This is a genomic window from Nostoc cycadae WK-1 (assembly GCF_002897135.1).
In the GTDB taxonomy this organism is placed as follows: domain Bacteria; phylum Cyanobacteriota; class Cyanobacteriia; order Cyanobacteriales; family Nostocaceae; genus Nostoc_B.
Map to the genome: position 1 here is coordinate 74957 of NZ_DF978439.1, position 17831 is coordinate 92787.

Annotated in this window: 18 protein-coding genes; 10 read left to right on the forward strand and 8 right to left on the reverse strand. The window is 42.4% G+C overall.

The features are described 5' to 3' along the window. A partial coding sequence (locus NCWK1_RS23775) for a pentapeptide repeat-containing protein (RefSeq protein WP_146034032.1) occupies positions 1-321 on the reverse strand: 321 nt, incomplete at its 3' end. A gap of 97 nt (positions 322-418) precedes the next feature. Further along, positions 419-853 carry an NUDIX domain-containing protein gene (locus NCWK1_RS23780; protein WP_103126409.1) on the reverse strand — a complete coding sequence of 145 codons (435 nt, stop codon included), beginning with the start codon at positions 851-853 and terminating at the stop codon, positions 419-421. A gap of 157 nt (positions 854-1010) precedes the next feature. Between NCWK1_RS23780 and malQ the strand changes: the two genes are divergently transcribed. Further along, positions 1011-2519, forward strand: coding sequence for a 4-alpha-glucanotransferase (malQ, locus tag NCWK1_RS23785; RefSeq protein ID WP_103126410.1), 1509 nt, complete (start codon positions 1011-1013; stop codon positions 2517-2519). 95 nt (positions 2520-2614) lie between these two features. On the opposite strand, the gene NCWK1_RS23790 is transcribed toward malQ, so the two are convergent. Both NCWK1_RS23790 and NCWK1_RS23795 read right to left on the reverse strand, forming a co-directional pair. Further along, positions 2615-3415, reverse strand: a complete 801-nt coding sequence (locus tag NCWK1_RS23790; RefSeq protein ID WP_103126411.1) for a helix-turn-helix domain-containing protein — start codon at positions 3413-3415, stop codon at positions 2615-2617. After that, positions 3412-4206, reverse strand: coding sequence for a pseudouridine synthase (locus NCWK1_RS23795; protein WP_103126412.1), 795 nt, complete (start codon positions 4204-4206; stop codon positions 3412-3414). The genes NCWK1_RS23790 and NCWK1_RS23795 overlap by 4 nt, the downstream gene beginning before the upstream one ends. Positions 4207-4346: 140 nt before the next feature. Here NCWK1_RS23795 and NCWK1_RS23800 point away from each other — a divergent pair, with 140 nt between their 5' ends. Then, entirely contained in the window at positions 4347-5060 is a 714-nt protein-coding gene (locus NCWK1_RS23800) for an LmeA family phospholipid-binding protein (protein WP_103126413.1), read from the forward strand. A gap of 58 nt (positions 5061-5118) precedes the next feature. On the opposite strand, the gene NCWK1_RS23805 is transcribed toward NCWK1_RS23800, so the two are convergent. Both NCWK1_RS23805 and cbiT read right to left on the reverse strand, forming a co-directional pair. Then, complete coding sequence (locus NCWK1_RS23805; protein ID WP_103126414.1) at positions 5119-6003, reverse strand: phosphatidate cytidylyltransferase; 885 nt, start codon at positions 6001-6003, stop codon at positions 5119-5121. Between the two features lie 138 nt (positions 6004-6141). After that, the gene (gene cbiT, locus NCWK1_RS23810; protein ID WP_103126415.1) at positions 6142-6744 is read right to left on the reverse strand and encodes a precorrin-6Y C5,15-methyltransferase subunit CbiT; all 603 of its coding nucleotides are present in this window, start codon (positions 6742-6744) and stop codon (positions 6142-6144) included. Positions 6745-6836: 92 nt separating this feature from the next. Here cbiT and NCWK1_RS23815 point away from each other — a divergent pair, with 92 nt between their 5' ends. The 3 genes from NCWK1_RS23815 (at position 6837) to tatA (ending at position 8895) form a co-directional block, all read left to right on the forward strand. After that, a complete protein-coding gene (locus tag NCWK1_RS23815; RefSeq protein WP_187308232.1) occupies positions 6837-8315 on the forward strand; it encodes a serine/threonine protein kinase in 1479 nt (492 codons plus the stop codon). 31 nt (positions 8316-8346) lie between these two features. Continuing rightward, the gene (locus NCWK1_RS23820; RefSeq protein WP_103126416.1) at positions 8347-8571 is read left to right on the forward strand and encodes a hypothetical protein; all 225 of its coding nucleotides are present in this window, start codon (positions 8347-8349) and stop codon (positions 8569-8571) included. Between the two features lie 150 nt (positions 8572-8721). Continuing rightward, complete coding sequence (gene tatA / locus NCWK1_RS23825) at positions 8722-8895, forward strand: twin-arginine translocase TatA/TatE family subunit (protein WP_096579014.1); 174 nt, start codon at positions 8722-8724, stop codon at positions 8893-8895. A gap of 174 nt (positions 8896-9069) precedes the next feature. On the opposite strand, the gene cphA is transcribed toward tatA, so the two are convergent. Then, positions 9070-11778, reverse strand: coding sequence for a cyanophycin synthetase (cphA, locus tag NCWK1_RS23830; RefSeq protein ID WP_103126417.1), 2709 nt, complete (start codon positions 11776-11778; stop codon positions 9070-9072). A gap of 170 nt (positions 11779-11948) precedes the next feature. Next, entirely contained in the window at positions 11949-12812 is an 864-nt protein-coding gene (locus tag NCWK1_RS23835; protein WP_096585118.1) for a cyanophycinase, read from the reverse strand. A gap of 683 nt (positions 12813-13495) precedes the next feature. On the opposite strand from NCWK1_RS23835, the gene trmD reads away from it, so the two are divergent. From trmD to NCWK1_RS23860, 5 genes are all read left to right on the forward strand, one after another. Continuing rightward, complete coding sequence (trmD, locus tag NCWK1_RS23840) at positions 13496-14248, forward strand: tRNA (guanosine(37)-N1)-methyltransferase TrmD (protein ID WP_103126418.1); 753 nt, start codon at positions 13496-13498, stop codon at positions 14246-14248. A 3-nt stretch (positions 14249-14251) separates the two neighbouring features. Beyond that, entirely contained in the window at positions 14252-14758 is a 507-nt protein-coding gene (ispF, locus tag NCWK1_RS23845) for a 2-C-methyl-D-erythritol 2,4-cyclodiphosphate synthase (RefSeq protein ID WP_422730883.1), read from the forward strand. An 81-nt stretch (positions 14759-14839) separates the two neighbouring features. After that, positions 14840-16624 carry an ABC transporter substrate-binding protein gene (locus NCWK1_RS23850; RefSeq protein ID WP_103126419.1) on the forward strand — a complete coding sequence of 595 codons (1785 nt, stop codon included), beginning with the start codon at positions 14840-14842 and terminating at the stop codon, positions 16622-16624. Between the two features lie 63 nt (positions 16625-16687). Continuing rightward, positions 16688-17464, forward strand: coding sequence for a nickel pincer cofactor biosynthesis protein LarB (larB, locus tag NCWK1_RS23855; RefSeq protein ID WP_103126420.1), 777 nt, complete (start codon positions 16688-16690; stop codon positions 17462-17464). Positions 17465-17597: 133 nt separating this feature from the next. After that, positions 17598-17804, forward strand: a complete 207-nt coding sequence (locus NCWK1_RS23860) for a hypothetical protein (protein ID WP_103126421.1) — start codon at positions 17598-17600, stop codon at positions 17802-17804. Positions 17805-17831: the final 27 nt, after the last annotated feature.

The following is a 17831-nucleotide window of genomic DNA, read 5'->3' on the forward strand; positions in this document are numbered from 1 at the left end:
ATATCCGGAAAGTGACAGAAGAGGGTTACTTAAATTTGCACAACTTAAGTCCGCACCACTTAAGTCTGCCAAACTAAGATTTATTGAAGAACCTGCTATTCCAGTCAAATTTGCATTGATTAGCGATGCTCTACTGAGGCTTGTACTACTAAGATGTGCTTTAGTTAGGACTGCTTCGCTCAAGTCCGCACCATTCCAATTTGATCTAAATAAATCTATTTCACTTAAATCTGCACCTTGAAGGTCTATACCTTGGCGATTTCCATCACGAAATTGTCTTTCGCCTGCGGCATATCTCTCCAACAATTCCTCAGCATCCATAATGCATCATTGAATACAACTGACACAGTATAATCTCTAAGATTCTGTGTCACCAGTATTCCTTCTTCGCGCTCTTTGCGTTCTTTGCGGTTCGTTTCTAAATCCCTAACCGTGGACGTATACCATAATGCCGATAACGCCAATAATCTTGCAGAATACGGTCATGATCAAAACATAAATTACTCGGCACACGCCAAGACTCAAAAATGCCTATACCCTTAGCATCATCTCCCGCCTTTGGCTCCCCCGTTGCTGTCGCCAAAAATACAATGCTAATCGTATGCTGACGGGGGTCGCGGCTGGGGTCAGAATATACCAAAAATTGCTCAATCAACTCCACCTGCAAACTTGTTTCCTCTTCAGCTTCCCGCTTTGCGGCGACTTCCACTGGTTCGCCATAGTCAACAAAACCACCGGGAATTGCCCAACCAAATGGGGAATTAAGCCTTTCAATTAACACTATTGGCCGATGTGGTTGGTCAATTAATTCGATGATGATATCAACCGTCGGAGCAGGATTACGGTAATTCATAGTCATTAGTCATTAGTCATTAGTCATTAGTCATTAGATCATTAACCAGGGACAAATGACAAATGACCAAGGACAAAAGATAAACCTCCTGTTCTGTGGTAGATTCAATGCGATCGCCCAGCGTGTCCTTCAGACTTATACTTGAAATTAAATAAATATGCCTTTTCCCAGATCCAGCGGCATTTTGCTGCATCCTACCTCATTCCCCAGCCGATTTGGTATTGGTGATTTAGGCTTAGAAGCCTATAAGTTTATTAATTTTCTCAGAGAAAGTTACCAGCAATATTGGCAAGTTTTGCCTTTAGGGCCAACTGGTTATGGTAATTCTCCTTACGCAGCTTATTCCGCAATGGCGGGTAATCCCTTCATCATTAGTCCCGAAAAGCTCCAAGAACAAGGTTTACTCTCTGACGAAGACTTTGCTAACCTGCCAGAATTTAACAATTCTCAGGTAGACTACGACAAAGTTACAGCTATTAAAACTCAACTGCTCAAAAAAGCCTGCAAAAATTTTCAAAACCAAGCAACACCTCTACAACAAACTGAATTTGCAGGTTTTTGTAACAGCAAAGCTTATTGGTTAGATGATTATGCCTTATTTATGGCACTGAAAGATGCCAATGACGGGGCAAGCTGGCATACTTGGGAACCAGAACTAGTCAAGCGCGCACCAGCCGCAATTGAGCAAGCAAAACAGCAGTTAAATGCGGAAATTTTTTATTACAAATTCATCCAATTTGAATTTTTCCGTGAGTGGTCGGAACTCAAAGCTTATGCCAATATGAGTGGCATTCAAATTATTGGCGATATTCCGATTTATGTAGCGCAAGATAGTTCTGACGTGTGGTCGCATCCCGATATCTTTTGTCTGGATGAAGAAACCAGAGAACCGAAACTGATGGCGGGAGTTCCACCAGATTATTTTAGTGCTACTGGTCAATTGTGGGGCAACCCGGTGTACAACTGGGAAGAATTGCAAAAACAGAATTTTAAGTGGTGGATAGGTCGCTTTGAAGCGATGCTGGATTATTTAGATGTGATTCGCATTGACCACTTTAGAGGATTTGAAGCTTATTGGGCTGTTCCCCAAGGTGAAGAAACTGCGATTAATGGGGAGTGGGTGAAAGCGCCTGGGGAAGAATTGTTTGATGCAATTAAAGAAGCGCTAGGTAAACTACCTGTATTAGCTGAAGATTTAGGAGTAATTACGCCAGAGGTAGAAGCGCTACGGGACAAATATGAATTTCCGGGGATGAAGGTATTACAGTTCGCCTTTGGTTCTGATCCCGGTAATCCATTTTTACCATTTAACTACTCGCAGAATTTTGTAGTTTATACCGGAACCCATGATAATGACACAACAGTGGGCTGGTTTGACAAAGCCAATGATTACGAAAAACGCAACTTTTTACTTTATTTAGGTTGTATTAGTCCTGAAGGCGTGCATTGGGATTTAATTCGCCTGGCTTTAAGTTCCGTTGCTAATCAAGCAATTATTCCCTTGCAAGATGTTTTAGGCTTAGGAACCGACGCGCGGATGAATTTCCCCAGTGTGGCTGAAGGTAATTGGGGCTGGCGCTATCACTCAGACGTATTGACTAAAGAAGTAGGCGATCGCTTAAAAACTCTCACCCAATTATACGGCCGCGCTCCTAAACAAAAATGAGGGAAATAGGGCAGGGGGCAGGGAGCAAGGGAGAGAATATTTCCCCCTTGCTCCCTGCACCTCATCTCCCCAGCCTCTTCGCTCCCTCATCGTGATTAAGATTGAGGCTTGGCCGCAGCAATCTTCACTTCTTCTGGTTTCCCAGGTTCTCCCATTTGCTTGGCTTCTTCTTGATTAACGCTCATCATCACGCTACCAGCATTATCAGTTTTTACTGTTAGTTGCTCTTGCGCTTTCCAAACACGATGGCTTCCCTCTGGTAAAACCCCCTCAAATTCGGTTTTACCATCAGCAATTACACGAATCCAAGATGCTGCCTTCAAGGTGACACCAATCTGTACAGTTTGATTGTCTTGATTATCGCTCACAGACTGGGCTGTTGTATTCTCCTTGTCTGAATTAGGTGCAGGCTGTGAAACAGCTTCTGGTTGCGACTGATTATTATCAGCACTAAATTCAGCGCTGTTTAATACTTTAGACAAACTGCTAACAGAGCAAATAATTACAAAGATGTACAGCAAGTAAAGATGAACTGGTCGTAGTAGTTTCATCGACCGATTCACAGAAACAGGTGCTGTGGTAGCAACCGCCATAGCAGTCACAGGAAAAGCCTTCGCAAATTCTGCACCGTTAAAACCTAACGCATCAGCATATTGCCGAATAAAGCCTTGAATATAAACTGGTTCTGGCAAATCTTCGAGATTACCTTCTTCAATCGCCTGCAATAATCGCCGCGAAATTTTAGTAATCACCATCATTTCTTCTAGAGACAAACTCCTCTCTTGACGCGCCGCCCAAAGTTGAGCGCCCAATTCTTTCAGCTTTTCGGCTCGTTGTTCTTCTAGAGTCAGTGTTGGCTGCTGATTATTTTTTCTTTTTACCTTAAACCACTTCATGCTTTTGCTACGCTCCTTACCTCAGCTGAGTCTTTAATAGTTTTGTGCTTAATGCTCTTTAGCAAAAAGCGAATTTCTTCATCTTTTAGAGAACGATATTGACCTTCACGTAAAAAGGTCTCTTTGGGGTTTTTTAATTTAATCGCGCCTATAGCAGTTCTATGTAATTTAATAACTGGATGTCCCAAAATCTCGGCTACGCGACGAATTTGGCGATTTCTGCCCTCCTTTAAAACTATTTCTAAACAGCTATTTGTCGCAAAACTTTCTATAAGATTTACTTGAGCAGGCAGCGTTTTTCTTCCATCTAACATCACACCCTGAGACCACTTTTCGATTACTGCTTGTGAAGGATGGCCTTTGACCAAAACACGATAAGTTTTTGCAATACTATGACTTGGATGGGTGAGTCCAAATGTGAGTTCTCCATCGTTTGTGAGAATTATTGCGCCTGTAGACTCTGCATCTAGACGACCAACAGGATGAATTCCTAAACCTGTACGTAACTCCTTGGGTAGTAAATCTAAAACAGTTTTTCTGCCTTGAGGATCATCGCAAGTCGAAACTACTCCTGGTGGTTTGTGTAGCAGCAAATATATTAAAGGCGGACGTTCTGCGGCAGAAATTAATTTGCCATCAATAGCGATCGCATCTTTTTGTGGGTCAACTTTTTGACCTAAATTTGCTGATACCCCATTTACCTGCACACGCGATTGCCGAATCATTTCTTCCGCTTCTCGCCGTGAGGCAATACCTAACTGAGACAGAGCCTTTTGTAACCTAACCTCCATGTTGAAATTACTTATTCTTTATTCAACCTTTAAATAATAATAATATTTGCATTTTGTACTGAATCGCCATAAATGTTACATTTAAAGCTTGTTTCAGTTTAGTTAGTTGATGTGCTATAACTCATCAACAAAATATTTCCATGCCTGAAAAAAATTCCCAAGCAAAAGGTGCAAATAAAATACGAATTATCACAAATGTCCTCACAACCGCAGTCAAACTCTGGTTAAGAGCGCAAGTGAGTCATGTATCCCAGTTAGAGGTGGATATTAAAGCGAGCGATCGCCAACTTCTCTCTGGTCGTATTCCTTGGGTTTCTATTTCTGCAAACGATGCAGTCTATCAAGGCCTCCATATTACACGAATTCAACTCGTAGCGGAGAATATTCAGGTCAACATAGGCGCAGTACTTAAAGGCCAGCCCTTACGACTGTTGGCAACAGTACCAGTGGTTGGCGAACTAATCGTAGATGAGAAAGATCTCAACAGTTCCGTCTCATCCGAACTATTATCGACTGCTTTAAATGAAGTACTGGTTAAACTTTTACCAGAACACTGCCTAAAATCCAAGCAAATAGCTTGGGAAAAAATTATTTTGGAGAATCATCGAATAATTCTGGCTGCTATACTAACATGTCCCAGTGACAATACACCTCTGGAAATATCTTTAAATTTAAATTTAGTGAGTAACCAAAAATTACGGTTATCACAGATTCAAGTTTTAGAAAATGGTGCGCCATTAGTTGCAGGTAACGAAGATTACCATCTAGATTTAGGTTCTGATGTGGAAATCCAAGAACTCAGCGTGATCCCGGCTCAATTAATTTGTCGTGGCAAGATTAATGTGAATCCGTAGGAAGTATAAAGTATGAAGTGTGAAGTATGAAATTCTTCATACCTCCTGCCTCCTACCTTCACTTAATCAACGGCAATAACAATGTGACGAAGTAGTAAACTAATGGGGCTGTAAAAATGTAACTGTCGGTGCGGTCTAAAATTCCGCCATGACCGGGGATCAGTTGTCCGGAATCTTTTACCCCAGCATCGCGCTTCAGCATCGATTCAGTTAAATCGCCTAACAAACTAGCAATACCAATCAGTAAACCCAACGCTGCGCCTGTGAAGAGAAATTTGGGTAACTGAAGATAATAAGCTCCTGCTATAGCAACAGCAACGCTGGCTGCAATGCCAAAGGCTGCGCCTTCCACAGTTTTTTTCGGGCTAATGTCTGACAAGCGAGTTTTACCGAAGAATTTGCCAACTACGTAAGCACCGATATCTGCTGCCCAAATACATAAGAACGCCAGTATTGTGAGTGTGAACCCTGGCGGTAAAGCAAATAAATTTTTTGGGTCTAAAATCTCATTCCAAGAATTAGGCCAGTAACCTTGTAAGGGAATATTGCTAACTGCTGCACTGCCAATCCCGCGGAGTCTTACCCAGTAGCTTGACAGATAAGCTACATAAAATAGTCCCATAATTGAAGCGGAAATGTCAGCGATTGTCGCCATTTTTGGCTGAAATAGCAGATAAAAACAAATGAAAGTTCCACCCAGAGGTAACACAGCATCAGCTAAACTGCCGTCCATTGTACAGATGATCAGCAAGGCTTGGCTGACAAATAAAGTAGTTTTCGCAGCAGGGACAATGCCTCTAGCCTGTACTAAATTAAAATATTCCAGTTGACCCAAAAAGATGCTGACCGCAATCACAATGGTGAAATACCAACCGCCTAACAGGGTGGCTACCAAAGCAAGAGCGATCGCAATAATTCCACTAATAATTCGAGACCAAGGCATAGAAAGTATTTTGGATTTTGGATTTTGGATTTTAGATTAGAAATTATGTATTAAAGATTAGGTATGGAAAATTGGTAATTACCCATCACATCATCCCCAATCTAAAATTTAAAATCTAAAATCTAAAATCTATTAGATTTAGTCTAGTTTCTCACCACTGAGGATAAAAATGGGATCAACTGCTGTAAAAGTCTGAGAAAAACCTCGCGTCTCCAGGCGATTAACAGCAGACTGAACAACTTCGATATTTACTGCTCGTAACTGCGAAAAGCTTTGAGAAATAGCATACAGGCTCTCTAGATTACTAGCTGTAGCGACGACTCGCCCTGATGGTGGCAAATAATCCCACACTGCTTGTAAAATCTCCTGGATGGCTCGTCCACCTTCAATGCAAACGCGATGAGGTACTGTCTTAATGTCATGTAAACATTCTGGAGCGCTACCTTCCAGAACTTCCACATTTTTGACATCAAAGCGATCGCAGTTACGCTTGATTAGGTTGGCTACTTCTTCATCTCGTTCTACAGCAATAATCTTGCCTTGGGGACACAATAAGCCAACTTCTACCGGGATAGTACCAGTTCCCGCACCAATATCCCAAAATACAGAATCAGGTTTGAGTCGGAGTTGAGCAATTAACAACAGCCGCACTTCTCGCTGGCTGAAGGGAATTCCTGGTAATTGCTCGAATAAATCGTCGGGTATACCAGGGGTAACATAAGGCCAATGTTGGGAAGGCATAGAGACACACATTTATACTAAAGATATTGGTTTGTCTGATTGGATAAACCATAAACTATAAAAATTTTTGCGATGTAGCGTCATAAGTAATCATGATCCCTGAGCAAATATTAGGCGATCGCTACGAAATTCAACAGCAGTTAGGAAAAAAGGCAGGGCGGCGGACTTTTGTTGCTCGTGATTTAACAACTCAAGCATTAGTCATCATTAAGTTACTCTCTTTTAGCAGTGACTTTGAATGGGATGATCTCAAGTTATTTGAGCGTGAAGCCGAAACTTTAAAATCTTTGTCACATCCTGCTATTCCTCGTTATTTAGACTATTTTGAGGTAAATTCACCTACCATTAAAGGATTTGCTTTAGTACAAACTTATATCCCAGCCCAAACTTTAGAGCAATATTTAAAATCTGGGCGGAGTTTTACAGAAGTTGAAGTTAAACAGATAGCTACAGCAGTTTTAGAAATTTTGACTTATCTACACGGTTTAAATCCACCTGTGATTCATCGTGATCTTAAGCCTAGCAATATTTTATTGGGAGAGCGTTCTGGTAATAGTGTCGGTCAAGTATATTTAGTCGATTTTGGTTCGGTGCAAACTGTTCTGGCTGCTGAAGGCGGAACACGAACGGTAGTAGGTACTTACGGTTATATGCCACCAGAACAATTTGGTGGACGTACTGTACCTGCATCTGACATTTATAGCTTAGGTGCAACTTTAATTTATTTAGTTACGGGAACTCACCCGGCTGATTTACCCCAAAAAGATTTTCGGATTCAGTTTGAGTCAGGAGTTAATCTTGATTCGAGTTTGACTCGGTGGTTAAAGTGGATGACTGAACCCAGTTTAGATAGACGCTTGATTTCGGCAAATGCAGCACTTGCAGCTTTGGAACATCCAAAACTTTTACAAAAACCCCAACCAGCACAAATTAACCTGTCAGACTGGATTAGGGGTTATTGGTATTGGGATGGAAATAACTGGGTTTCTAATAATCTAACCATTGATGTTTCCAAACCTGCTGGGAGCAAAATTCAATTAATTAAGAATTGGGATGTGTTAGAAATTACTATTCCAGTCAGTGGTTTTAAACCATCAATGCTATTTACAGCGGCATTTGCGATCGCTTGGAATTCATTTATTTTATTTTGGACGATAAATGCGATCGCCGTACCTTTTCCAATCAATGTTCCCTTTGTTCTGTTCTCACTGCCTTTTTGGAGTGCTGGCTTTGTGATGATTTGGGGCGTAGTCTTTGGGTTATTTGGCAGTCTGCGATTACGTATAGATCATGAGCAAGTTAGCTTCCACCGGAATTTGTTAGGTTTGACATTTCATCGGACTAAACCATCACCAAGAGAAAATATCACTAAGTTAGTTTATATTCCCCAGCATTTTATTAAAGACGCAGAAGGTAATCGAACTACTGTGCCAGCACAATTAGATATCTGGGTTGGAGTAAAAAAATATCCGCTTACTGGTAACACAGATATAGTTTTATCAGAAGTTGAACTATTATGGTTAGCCAATGAATTAAGTGATTGGTTAAATATACCAATTCAGCACCAATAAATAAACTGGCTCATATTGAGAGATGTGAAATATGGAAAATTCAAATAAAAGACAATCTTTACTGGAACTGATTCAAGCACATTTAAACATGACTCCTGAAAGTACTCTAGAAAAAGTTTTAGAACTGCTAGAAGATGAAGAAGATAGGAGATATGCTTGTGCTGAAATCGTAGACTCAAAAATTAACGATAATATATCTTGGGATGAATATAAGCAAGAAAGAGCGAGAATGTTAGATACCCAACTTCTGCGATAAGTCAGAAATATTTTTATTCACCTATGATTTAAGAATGCTATATATTTAGTGTTAATTGTAATTGCAAGTGCAATATCCTCAAGAAATTGATCAAGACTCTTAATCTAGAATAGCCAATTAAAAAATAAAAATAACATAGAGGAACTGTATATGTTTGGACTAGGATGGCCAGAAGTTGGTGTAATTGCTATAGTCGCCCTGCTCATTTTTGGCCCTAAAAAAATTCCTGAACTAGGAAATGCACTAGGCAAGACGCTAAGGGGTTTTAAGGAAGAACTGAACACTCCTAATGATGAAAAGAGTTCGGAAAAAGAACAGGACTAGTCAATACAAATTCGTAATTCGTAATTCATGAGTGAACGACAAGATCCCCGACTTCCCCAAGAAGCCGGGGAGATGAAACAGTGCGATTTTCATAAACCAATAAATTCGGTAAAAATATAAAGGCGCGAGACTTCTCGCGCCTTTATTGCAGAAAAATGAATTATTGTCTTTTGGTTACAACAATGTGTTGATCACCGAGGAAGGTGACACCCCATTTTGATTTTGATTTTCTGTGGTTGTAGGAGTATTTTGTAGAGGAACTTCCTCCTTAACTAAACCACGTACTTTAATTAACTTAATCGCGCGGCTCACGCTCTCTGGCAAAATTACCACTAGGCCGTTTTCAGGAGCCATATCCAAACCTTTGTTAATGGCTTGGGTTTCGTCCATGATGACTTCGCAACGGGCATCGGGTTTAACTTGAGTAATCCCCTTCATAATCAATTGCGAAGCTGATCCCCGTGGTCTACCGCGCGTGTCATCATCTTCTTTGACGATGATGTAGTCGAAAATATCTGCGGCTAGTTTACCCAAGGTAACAAAGTCTTCGTCACGGCGATCGCCAGGGCCACCAACTACACCAATCCGCTGTCCGGTGTTCCAGTTACGCACAAATGCACCTACGGCTTCGTAACTGGCTGGGTTGTGGGCGTAGTCTACTAAGGCGTGGAAGGTGCCTAAGTTGAATAGGTTCATCCTTCCTGGTGTTTGACTTACAGAAGCGCGGAATGTCCTTAAACCAGCGCGAATTTGTTCAATGGTGACGTTCTGCACAAAGGCTGCCAAGCTGGCGGCTAAGGCATTGGCAATCATAAACGGCGCGCGTCCACCCATTGTCAATGGTATTTGTTCTGCCCTTTCGATGCGGTGTGTCCAATCGCCTTTGACAATTGACAGATAACCGTTTTCGTAAACTGCGGCTACTCCACCCTGTTGAATGTGCTTGCGGACTAATTCTGAGTCTGGGTTCATGGTGAAGTAGGCAATGTTTGCCTTGGTTTTTTCTGCCATTGCGGCCACGCGGCGATCATCAGCATTGAGTACGGCATAGCCATCAGGATATATGGCTTCGGCAACTACACTCTTGAGGTTGGCTAATTGATCGATGGTATCAATATCACCTATACCTAAATGGTCGGCCGCTACATTCAGCACTATACCGACATTTGCTGCTTCAAACCCTAAGCCGGAACGTAAGATGCCACCACGAGCGCTTTCTAATACAGCTACTTCTACAGTTGGGTCTTGCAGGATGAGATGAGCGCTTTGCGGGCCTGTGTTGTCTCCCGCTTCTACTAAGTAATCACCGATATAAGTTCCATCTGTAGTTGTATAGCCGACTACTTTACCCGTTTGTTTATAAATATGTGCCAGCAATCGGGTTGTGGTAGTTTTACCATTTGTACCTGTGATGCTGAGAAGGGGAATCCGGCTAGACTGTTCATTGGGGAACAGCATATCCATCACTGCACCAGCAACGTTGCGAGGAATCCCAGAACTGGGGGCAACGTGCATCCGAAAACCAGGCGCAGCGTTGACTTCCACGATTACGCCATCAACTTCTCGCAAGGGGCGGCTAATATCTGTAGTTACGACATCTAAGCCAGCAATATCTAACCCAATAGTCCTAACTACCCTTTGCGCCATCCAAATGGTTTCCGGATGGATTTCGTCAGTCCGGTCTACAGCAATGCCACCTGTACTTAGATTGGCGGTAGCTCGAAGGTAACAAATAGTTCCCTTCTGTAGCACACTATTGAGGGTGTGACCTTGCCTTTCTAGTAATTGGTAGCTAGTGCGGTCTAGTTCAATTTTGGTGAGAACTTTATCGTGTCCGTCACCACGATTTGGGTCTTTGTTGGTTTCTTCAATTAATTCGGCGATCGTGGATCTACCATCACCAACGACATGAGCAGGCACACGTTCGGCTACGGCCACTACTTTGCCATCTACCACGAGTACTCGATGATCGCGTCCAACATAATACCGCTCAACAATTATTGATCGGGAAACTTGTCTAGCAGCTTCATAGGCTGCTTCTGCTTCTTCCCAATTTCTAATATCAATGGTGATGCCACGTCCATGATTACCGTCTAGTGGCTTAATCACGATGGGATAGCCACCAACGTATTCAATCGCTTCTTCCAAATCATCCAAAAAGTTAATGACAGTACCTCTAGGTACTGGGACACCAGCTGCGGCTAAGATGCGCTTTGTCGCTTCTTTATCACAAGCTAGTTCCACTCCCAGAATGCCGGTTTTATCCGTCATGGTTGCCTGCATCCGTTTTTGGTTCACGCCGTAGCCCAGCTGAATCAAAAAACGCGCTCCCAGCTGCATCCAGGGAATGCCTCTTTTTTCTGCTTCTTTGATAATTGCTTCTGTAGAAGGGCCTAAAGAAGCGTCACGCCAAAAGTCTTTCAGGTCTTGGATATCTTGTTCTAGTTCTGCCTTGGGATAGCGGCCGCGATCGACAATGCTTTGACACAGCCTAACAGCTGCTCTGCCAGCATAGCGTCCTGCTTCCTCGTTCAGGTACTCAATGACTACCTGATAAACGCCGGGGGTGGAAGTTTCACGGGTGCGACCGAAGCCTACGTGCATTCCAGCTAGTTCCTGGAGTTCTAAGGCTACGTGTTCTACAATATGACCCATCATGGTACCTTCTCGTACCCGCATTAGAAAACCACCATGACAGCCAGGCGAACAATAGTGACCCTCCAGACTTGGCAACGCCTCAACTAATCCTTCATAAAATCCAGGGATTTCATTTGAGGGTGTCTCGGCAAGGTTCTCTAAATCGAGGCGCATGACGATCAGTTTGTGGCGTCGAATGCTCCAGTAGTTTGGGCCGCGTAAGGTCTGGATCTTGAGGATTCTCATGGGAATAGGTAGATGGAGATTCGGAACCAAAATTCTAGTTTCTTACTGGATTTGATCGCTAAACTGTTCATGGTAAACAGTTTTTTCTGTTTACATGGTATTCCGTTAATTTTTTCTATCGCTAGAAATATACGCGATCAACTCAGTGTAACCTCGGATACTCTATCCCGTCAGCTGGAGATCCTGTGTACCGCAGGCAATACAGTCCGCTGGTACAGGTGAAAACGATCGCCATAGCTGAGGATATGCAGACGTAAGTTATGCAATGTCAATGGTTCATTAGCACCAACATGGGGTTCATTGGTGTGGGTCAGTTCAGTGGGATCGACAATGGTGACACTGCCTTTGCCCATGACTTGTAGCCAACCATCGCGTTCAAATACAGCACAGGTATCTTCATCGATACCGATTCCCAGTCTGTCTGGATGAGAGGCGATCGCACTCAGCAGACGACCCATCCGATTACGGTTGTGGAAGTGTTGATCGACAATGACTTCAGGAATAAATCCTAAACCCGTTGCCATGTCGACTAAAGAGCGATTTGGTGTTTCGCCACTACCGCCACCAGCAATCATGTGATGCCCCATTACTGCCGCACCAGCACTAGTACCTGCTAAGGTTAACTGTCCGCCTCTTACCCGCTGACGAATAATTTCCATCGCTGGTGTGTCTGCCAATACGCCACAAAGGCGTAGTTGGTCTCCTCCTGTCAGAAATACCCCGCTACACGCCTCTAGAGATGCCTTGATCTGGGAGGATTCGCATTGTTCCCGCTCACGAATATCTAAAATTTCAACTTTTTCAGCACCCATCTCCTCAAAAATGCGAATATACCGACCACCGATGATAGCGGGTTCGCGGGAGGCTGATGGAACAATTGTAATATAAGCCTTACTAGCACCAGCACGACCGAAAAAAGTTCTTAGGATTTCGCGCCCATGAACTTTATCTTCAGCGCCTCCGATGACCATAACAGCGGTTTTAGTTGCTTGGGGTGTCCTCATTTCCAGCGATTTAGCTTTTAATTGCTGCATTTTGTCTCTCCTGTCAACAACTTCAGGAGCCATTGCGTTGGTGTTAGCGTAGCGTTAGCGACGCAGGAGCGTCGGCAGCGCAGTCTTGGGGGTTTTCCCCATGAGCGACTGCCGAAAGGGTTTCCCGGCACATAGCAAATGGCGTGTGAATTTAACAAGGTTCAGTATCCTAATGCTTTGGGCATTTTGCTTTCTTAAGAGGACACTTTTTGGAAGTTGCAAGGGGCAATTTCTGCCAACTTGGCTTCTCGCTTGAGGCACATGAAGTTTTGATTTTTCATGTGTCTATTGCCTTTCCTCAAAGCCAGCGCCTTGTTGTTCACCTGTTCACGGTTCCAGACTGGCAGAAGATTGATTGGGAGCTAGGGTTCCTGGGAGAATTTGGGAACTAAGTTTCCTTTCTGGGATTGGGTGTGAGCAGGTCTTAACACGCTGTTTTTAGGTCTGGCTCAATACATCCTGGAAGTTGTTAACTTTCGTCAGATTATTAATTTAAATGTAGTTGTCACAATATTTAAACATAAATTAAGTAATTAGAAAAACTTTGGTTGCCACTAAAAATCAATAGTTCTAGTACTTTTAGATACTATTGATTAAGCTTATCTGTAGTTGTAACCTACATTTGCTTCTTGTGTTTACTAGACATTCAATTTTAAGATTAGTGTTCTCGAATACGAATTACTGTGCGCTTTGATATAGTTACGCTTTTTCCTGATTGTTTTACCTCAGTTCTCAGTTCTGGGCTGTTGGGTAAAGCTTTAGCCAAACAAATTGCCCAAGTGAATTTAGTCAATCCCAGAGACTTTACCAATGACAAACACCGCAAGGTAGATGATGAACCCTACGGGGGTGGGGTGGGAATGCTGATGAAGCCAGAACCAATTTTTGGTGCGGTGGAGTCGCTACCCTGTTTACCTCGCAGAGAGATAATTTTGATGAGTCCCCAAGGTCAAACCATCGACCAACCTCTGTTGCGGGAATTGGCAGGTAATTATGACCAACTAGTAGTTATCTGTGGACATTATGAAGGGGTAGATGAGCGAGTGCAACATTTGGTGACGCGAGAAGTCTCTTTGGGAGATTTTATTCTCACGGGTGGCGAAATTCCAGCAATGGCTTTAATTAATGGTGTGGTGCGCTTGTTACCGGGAACTGTGGGTAAGGTAGAGTCTCTGAAAGCTGAAAGTTTTGAAGAGGGTTTACTAGATTATCCTCAATATACTCGTCCAGCGAATTTTCGCGGCTGGAAAGTACCAGATGTTTTACTTTCTGGGAATCACGCCGCGATCGCCCATTGGCGTTATGAACAACAAATTAAACGCACGGGCGATCGCCGTCCCGATTTACTCAAAAAATGGCAAGAGGAGAAGAGGCTGGGGGGCTGGGGAGCAGGGGAGCCGGGAGAGCAGGAGAAGGAAAAAACAAATGACCATTAACAAATGACTATTGACCAAGGACAAATGACTAATATCAGAATTGGTAACGGCTACGATATTCACAGATTAGTGAGCGATCGCGCTTTAATTTTGGGTGGCATTCAAATTCCCCACGAATTGGGTTTACTCGGACACAGTGACGCTGATGTCTTAACCCACGCCATTATGGATGCTATGTTGGGGGCTTTATCCTTGGGTGACATTGGCCATTATTTTCCCCCCACTGATCCCCAATGGGCAGGCGCAGATAGTTTGATACTTTTAACTCAAGTACATCAGCTAATTAAGGAACAAGGTTGGCAGATAGGCAACATTGACTCCGTAGTAGTTGCTGAACGCCCAAAATTAAAACCGCATATCGAAAAAATGCGTAGTAAGCTGGCCACAGTTTTAGAATTACAACCCAATCAAATTGGCATCAAAGCTACCACCAATGAAAAACTCGGCCCAGTCGGCAGAGAAGAAGGCATTTGTGCTTATGCTGTAGTCTTACTCGTAACTGCTGATTAATCCAGCATTTGAATATGGCGACTATAGAAGTAAACCAGATATTATTCAGTGCAACAGTAAATCTTTTTGCATTTCAAAACTATGCAACTTTTTAAATATAACTTGCCTAAAATTAAACATTCTTGGATACTCATAATTTTATCTGCATTGACAGCAATGACTGTTGCTGCTTGTAACCCTAGCAACTTTAAAAGTTCGGCGGCACAAATACCTCAAGTAGTAAGTAGTATTCTGAGTGATCCCAAAACATTTAATTTTCCTTTGAGTCAAGAATCACCCAACATTTTTGGCTTGACTTATGAAGGCTTAGTTGACCAAAACCCGCTGACTGGCAAAGTTGAACCAAGATTAGCGGAATCTTGGCAAATTTCTGAAGATAAATTGAAGTTTACTTTTACTTTGCGTGATGGGTTGAAATGGTCTGATGGTCAGCCACTTACAGCAGATGATGTTGTATTTACTTACAATAATGTTTATTTCAATGAAGCCATTCCCACAGATGTCAGAGATGCTTTTAGAATTGGTGTTAGTCGAAAACTACCTACTGTTCGCAAAATAGATGAACGACGAATAGAATTTACTTTGCCAGAACCCTTTAGACCTTTTCTGTTAAATACAGGTACTCCCATATTACCTGCCCACGCTTTGCAAAAATATGTGCAACAAAAAGACAGTGAAGGAAAGCCGATATTTTTGGCAAAGTGGGGTGTTGATAGTCCTGCTGAAGAAATTATCGTTAATGGCCCTTACAAACTTGAGCGTTATGACACTAGTCAGCGTGTGGTTTTTCGTCGTAATCCTTATTATTGGCGTAAAGATAATCAAGGTAACTCCCAGCCTTATATTGAACGCTTAGTTTGGCAAATTGTCGAAAATACTGATACGTCTTTGCTGCAATTTCGGTCTGGTGGTTTAGATACGATAGGTATTTCACCTGATTACTTTTCTCTACTCAAGGTACAAGAAAAACAGGGAAATTTCAAAATTTATGGTAATGAACCTTCAACTGGTACTAGCTTTATTCTGTTTAATTTAAATAAGGGTAAAAGGAACGGCAAACAACTAGTAGACCCAATAAAATCACGTTGGTTTAATACAGTAGAATTTCGTCAGGCGGTTGCTTATGCTATTGACCGTCAAACAATGATTAATAATACTTTTCGCGGTTTGGGTAAACCACAAAACTCACCTGTTACAGTGCAGAGTCCCTATTATCTTTCACCGGAAGAAGGACTAAAGACTTATAATTTTGATATAGAAAAAGCCAAGCAATTACTCATCAAAGCGGGATTTAAATATAATCAACAAGGGCAATTACTAGATGCTGAAGGTAATCGTGTACGCTTTACTTTACTGACTAATTCTGGTAACAAAATCCGGGAAGCAATGGGAGCGCAGATTAAACAAGATTTGGCTAAAATTGGGATGCAGGTTGATTTTACTCCCATTGCCTGGAATACCTATACAGATAAACTATCTAATACTTTAGACTGGGAAGCTTCTTTACTTGGTTTGACAGGTGGTTTAGAACCAAATGATGGAGCAAATGTTTGGTCTCCTGAAGGCGGATTACACATGTTTAATCAAAAACCTCAACCTGGTCAAAAACCAATTGAGGGTTGGGAAGTGTCTCCTTGGGAAACAGAAATCGCTAAACTTTACATTCAAGCTACTCAAGAATTTGATGAGGCCAAAGTTAAACAAATTTATGGCAAAACTCAACAAATTACCCAAGAAAATCTGCCTTTTATTTATTTGGTGAATCCCTTAGCTATGACAGCAGTACGTAATCGCTTTGAAGGCATTAACTATTCTGCTTTGAATGGTGCATTCTGGAACATTTACGAAATCAAAATTACAAAATAGTCAAAGCTGAAAATGATCGTCTTGACTATGTACTATGGACTATGGACAAATGACAAATGACCAATGACAAATGATCAGAATTTGCGATCGCTCTTGGAAGCAGTTGCCAATGGTAAAGTTACCCCAGATATAGCCTTAAACTCTCTCAAAAACTTAGCCTATGAACCTGTGGGTGAGTTTGCTAAAATCGACAACCATCGCGCCCTGAGAACTGGTTTCCCGGAAGTAATTTGGGGGCCAGGTAAAACTCCTGAACAAATTGCCCAAATTATTGAGGTGATGCGCCAACGTAACCCAGTAGTCATGGCAACTCGCATTGAACCATCAGTTTATGCGGTACTGCAATCAAAAGTGCGCGGTTTGCAATACTACGAATTGGCAAGAATTTGCGCTATTACTCCCGAAACTATCGAACCACAGTTCCCAGGCGAAATTGGTATTCTCTCTGCTGGGACTGCTGATTTACCTGTAGCGGAAGAAGCCGCAATCACAGCGGAACTTTCAGGTTTTCGTGTGCAGCGACTTTGGGATGTGGGGGTGGCTGGTATTCACCGTTTGCTGAGTAATCGTCACTTGATTGAATCAGCATCGGTGTTAATTGTTGTGGCTGGGATGGAAGGTGCTTTACCCAGTGTGGTTGCAGGTTTAGCAAATTGTCCGGTGATTGCTGTTCCTACTAGTATTGGCTACGGTGCAAGTTTTGGTGGTTTAGCACCTCTATTGACAATGCTTAACTCTTGTGCTGCTGGTGTTGGGGTAGTAAATATTGATAACGGTTTTGGTGCAGCGGTATTGGCGGGGCAAATTTTGCGGACAGCTATGAAATTGAGTGAGGAGTAGAAGTTAGAGTCTTGAGAATGGGACAAAATATCAGGTAGAGCGATCGCTGATCTCCCCCGGATCAAATTAACCAAATACTGGACATCTTATACATATAGAGGTTATGACATAGAGGACTTTACGAGGATTCGGTATGCACTACCTCAACGATTTCACTTTTCAGCTATTTTGGCATTTGCCGATGAATGCTATGGTACTGGCACAACAAGTTAGTGATCCTAATTTGATTGGTCAGGTGCAGAAAGCTTGGAATCATTTTGTCCAAACAGGTCAAATTTGGGCGTTGCTGATTGGTTTGGTGATTGGTTGGCTATTTCGTAACCTCACCAGCTACGGTTGACACTGATAGGGAGTTGGTAGTACGGAT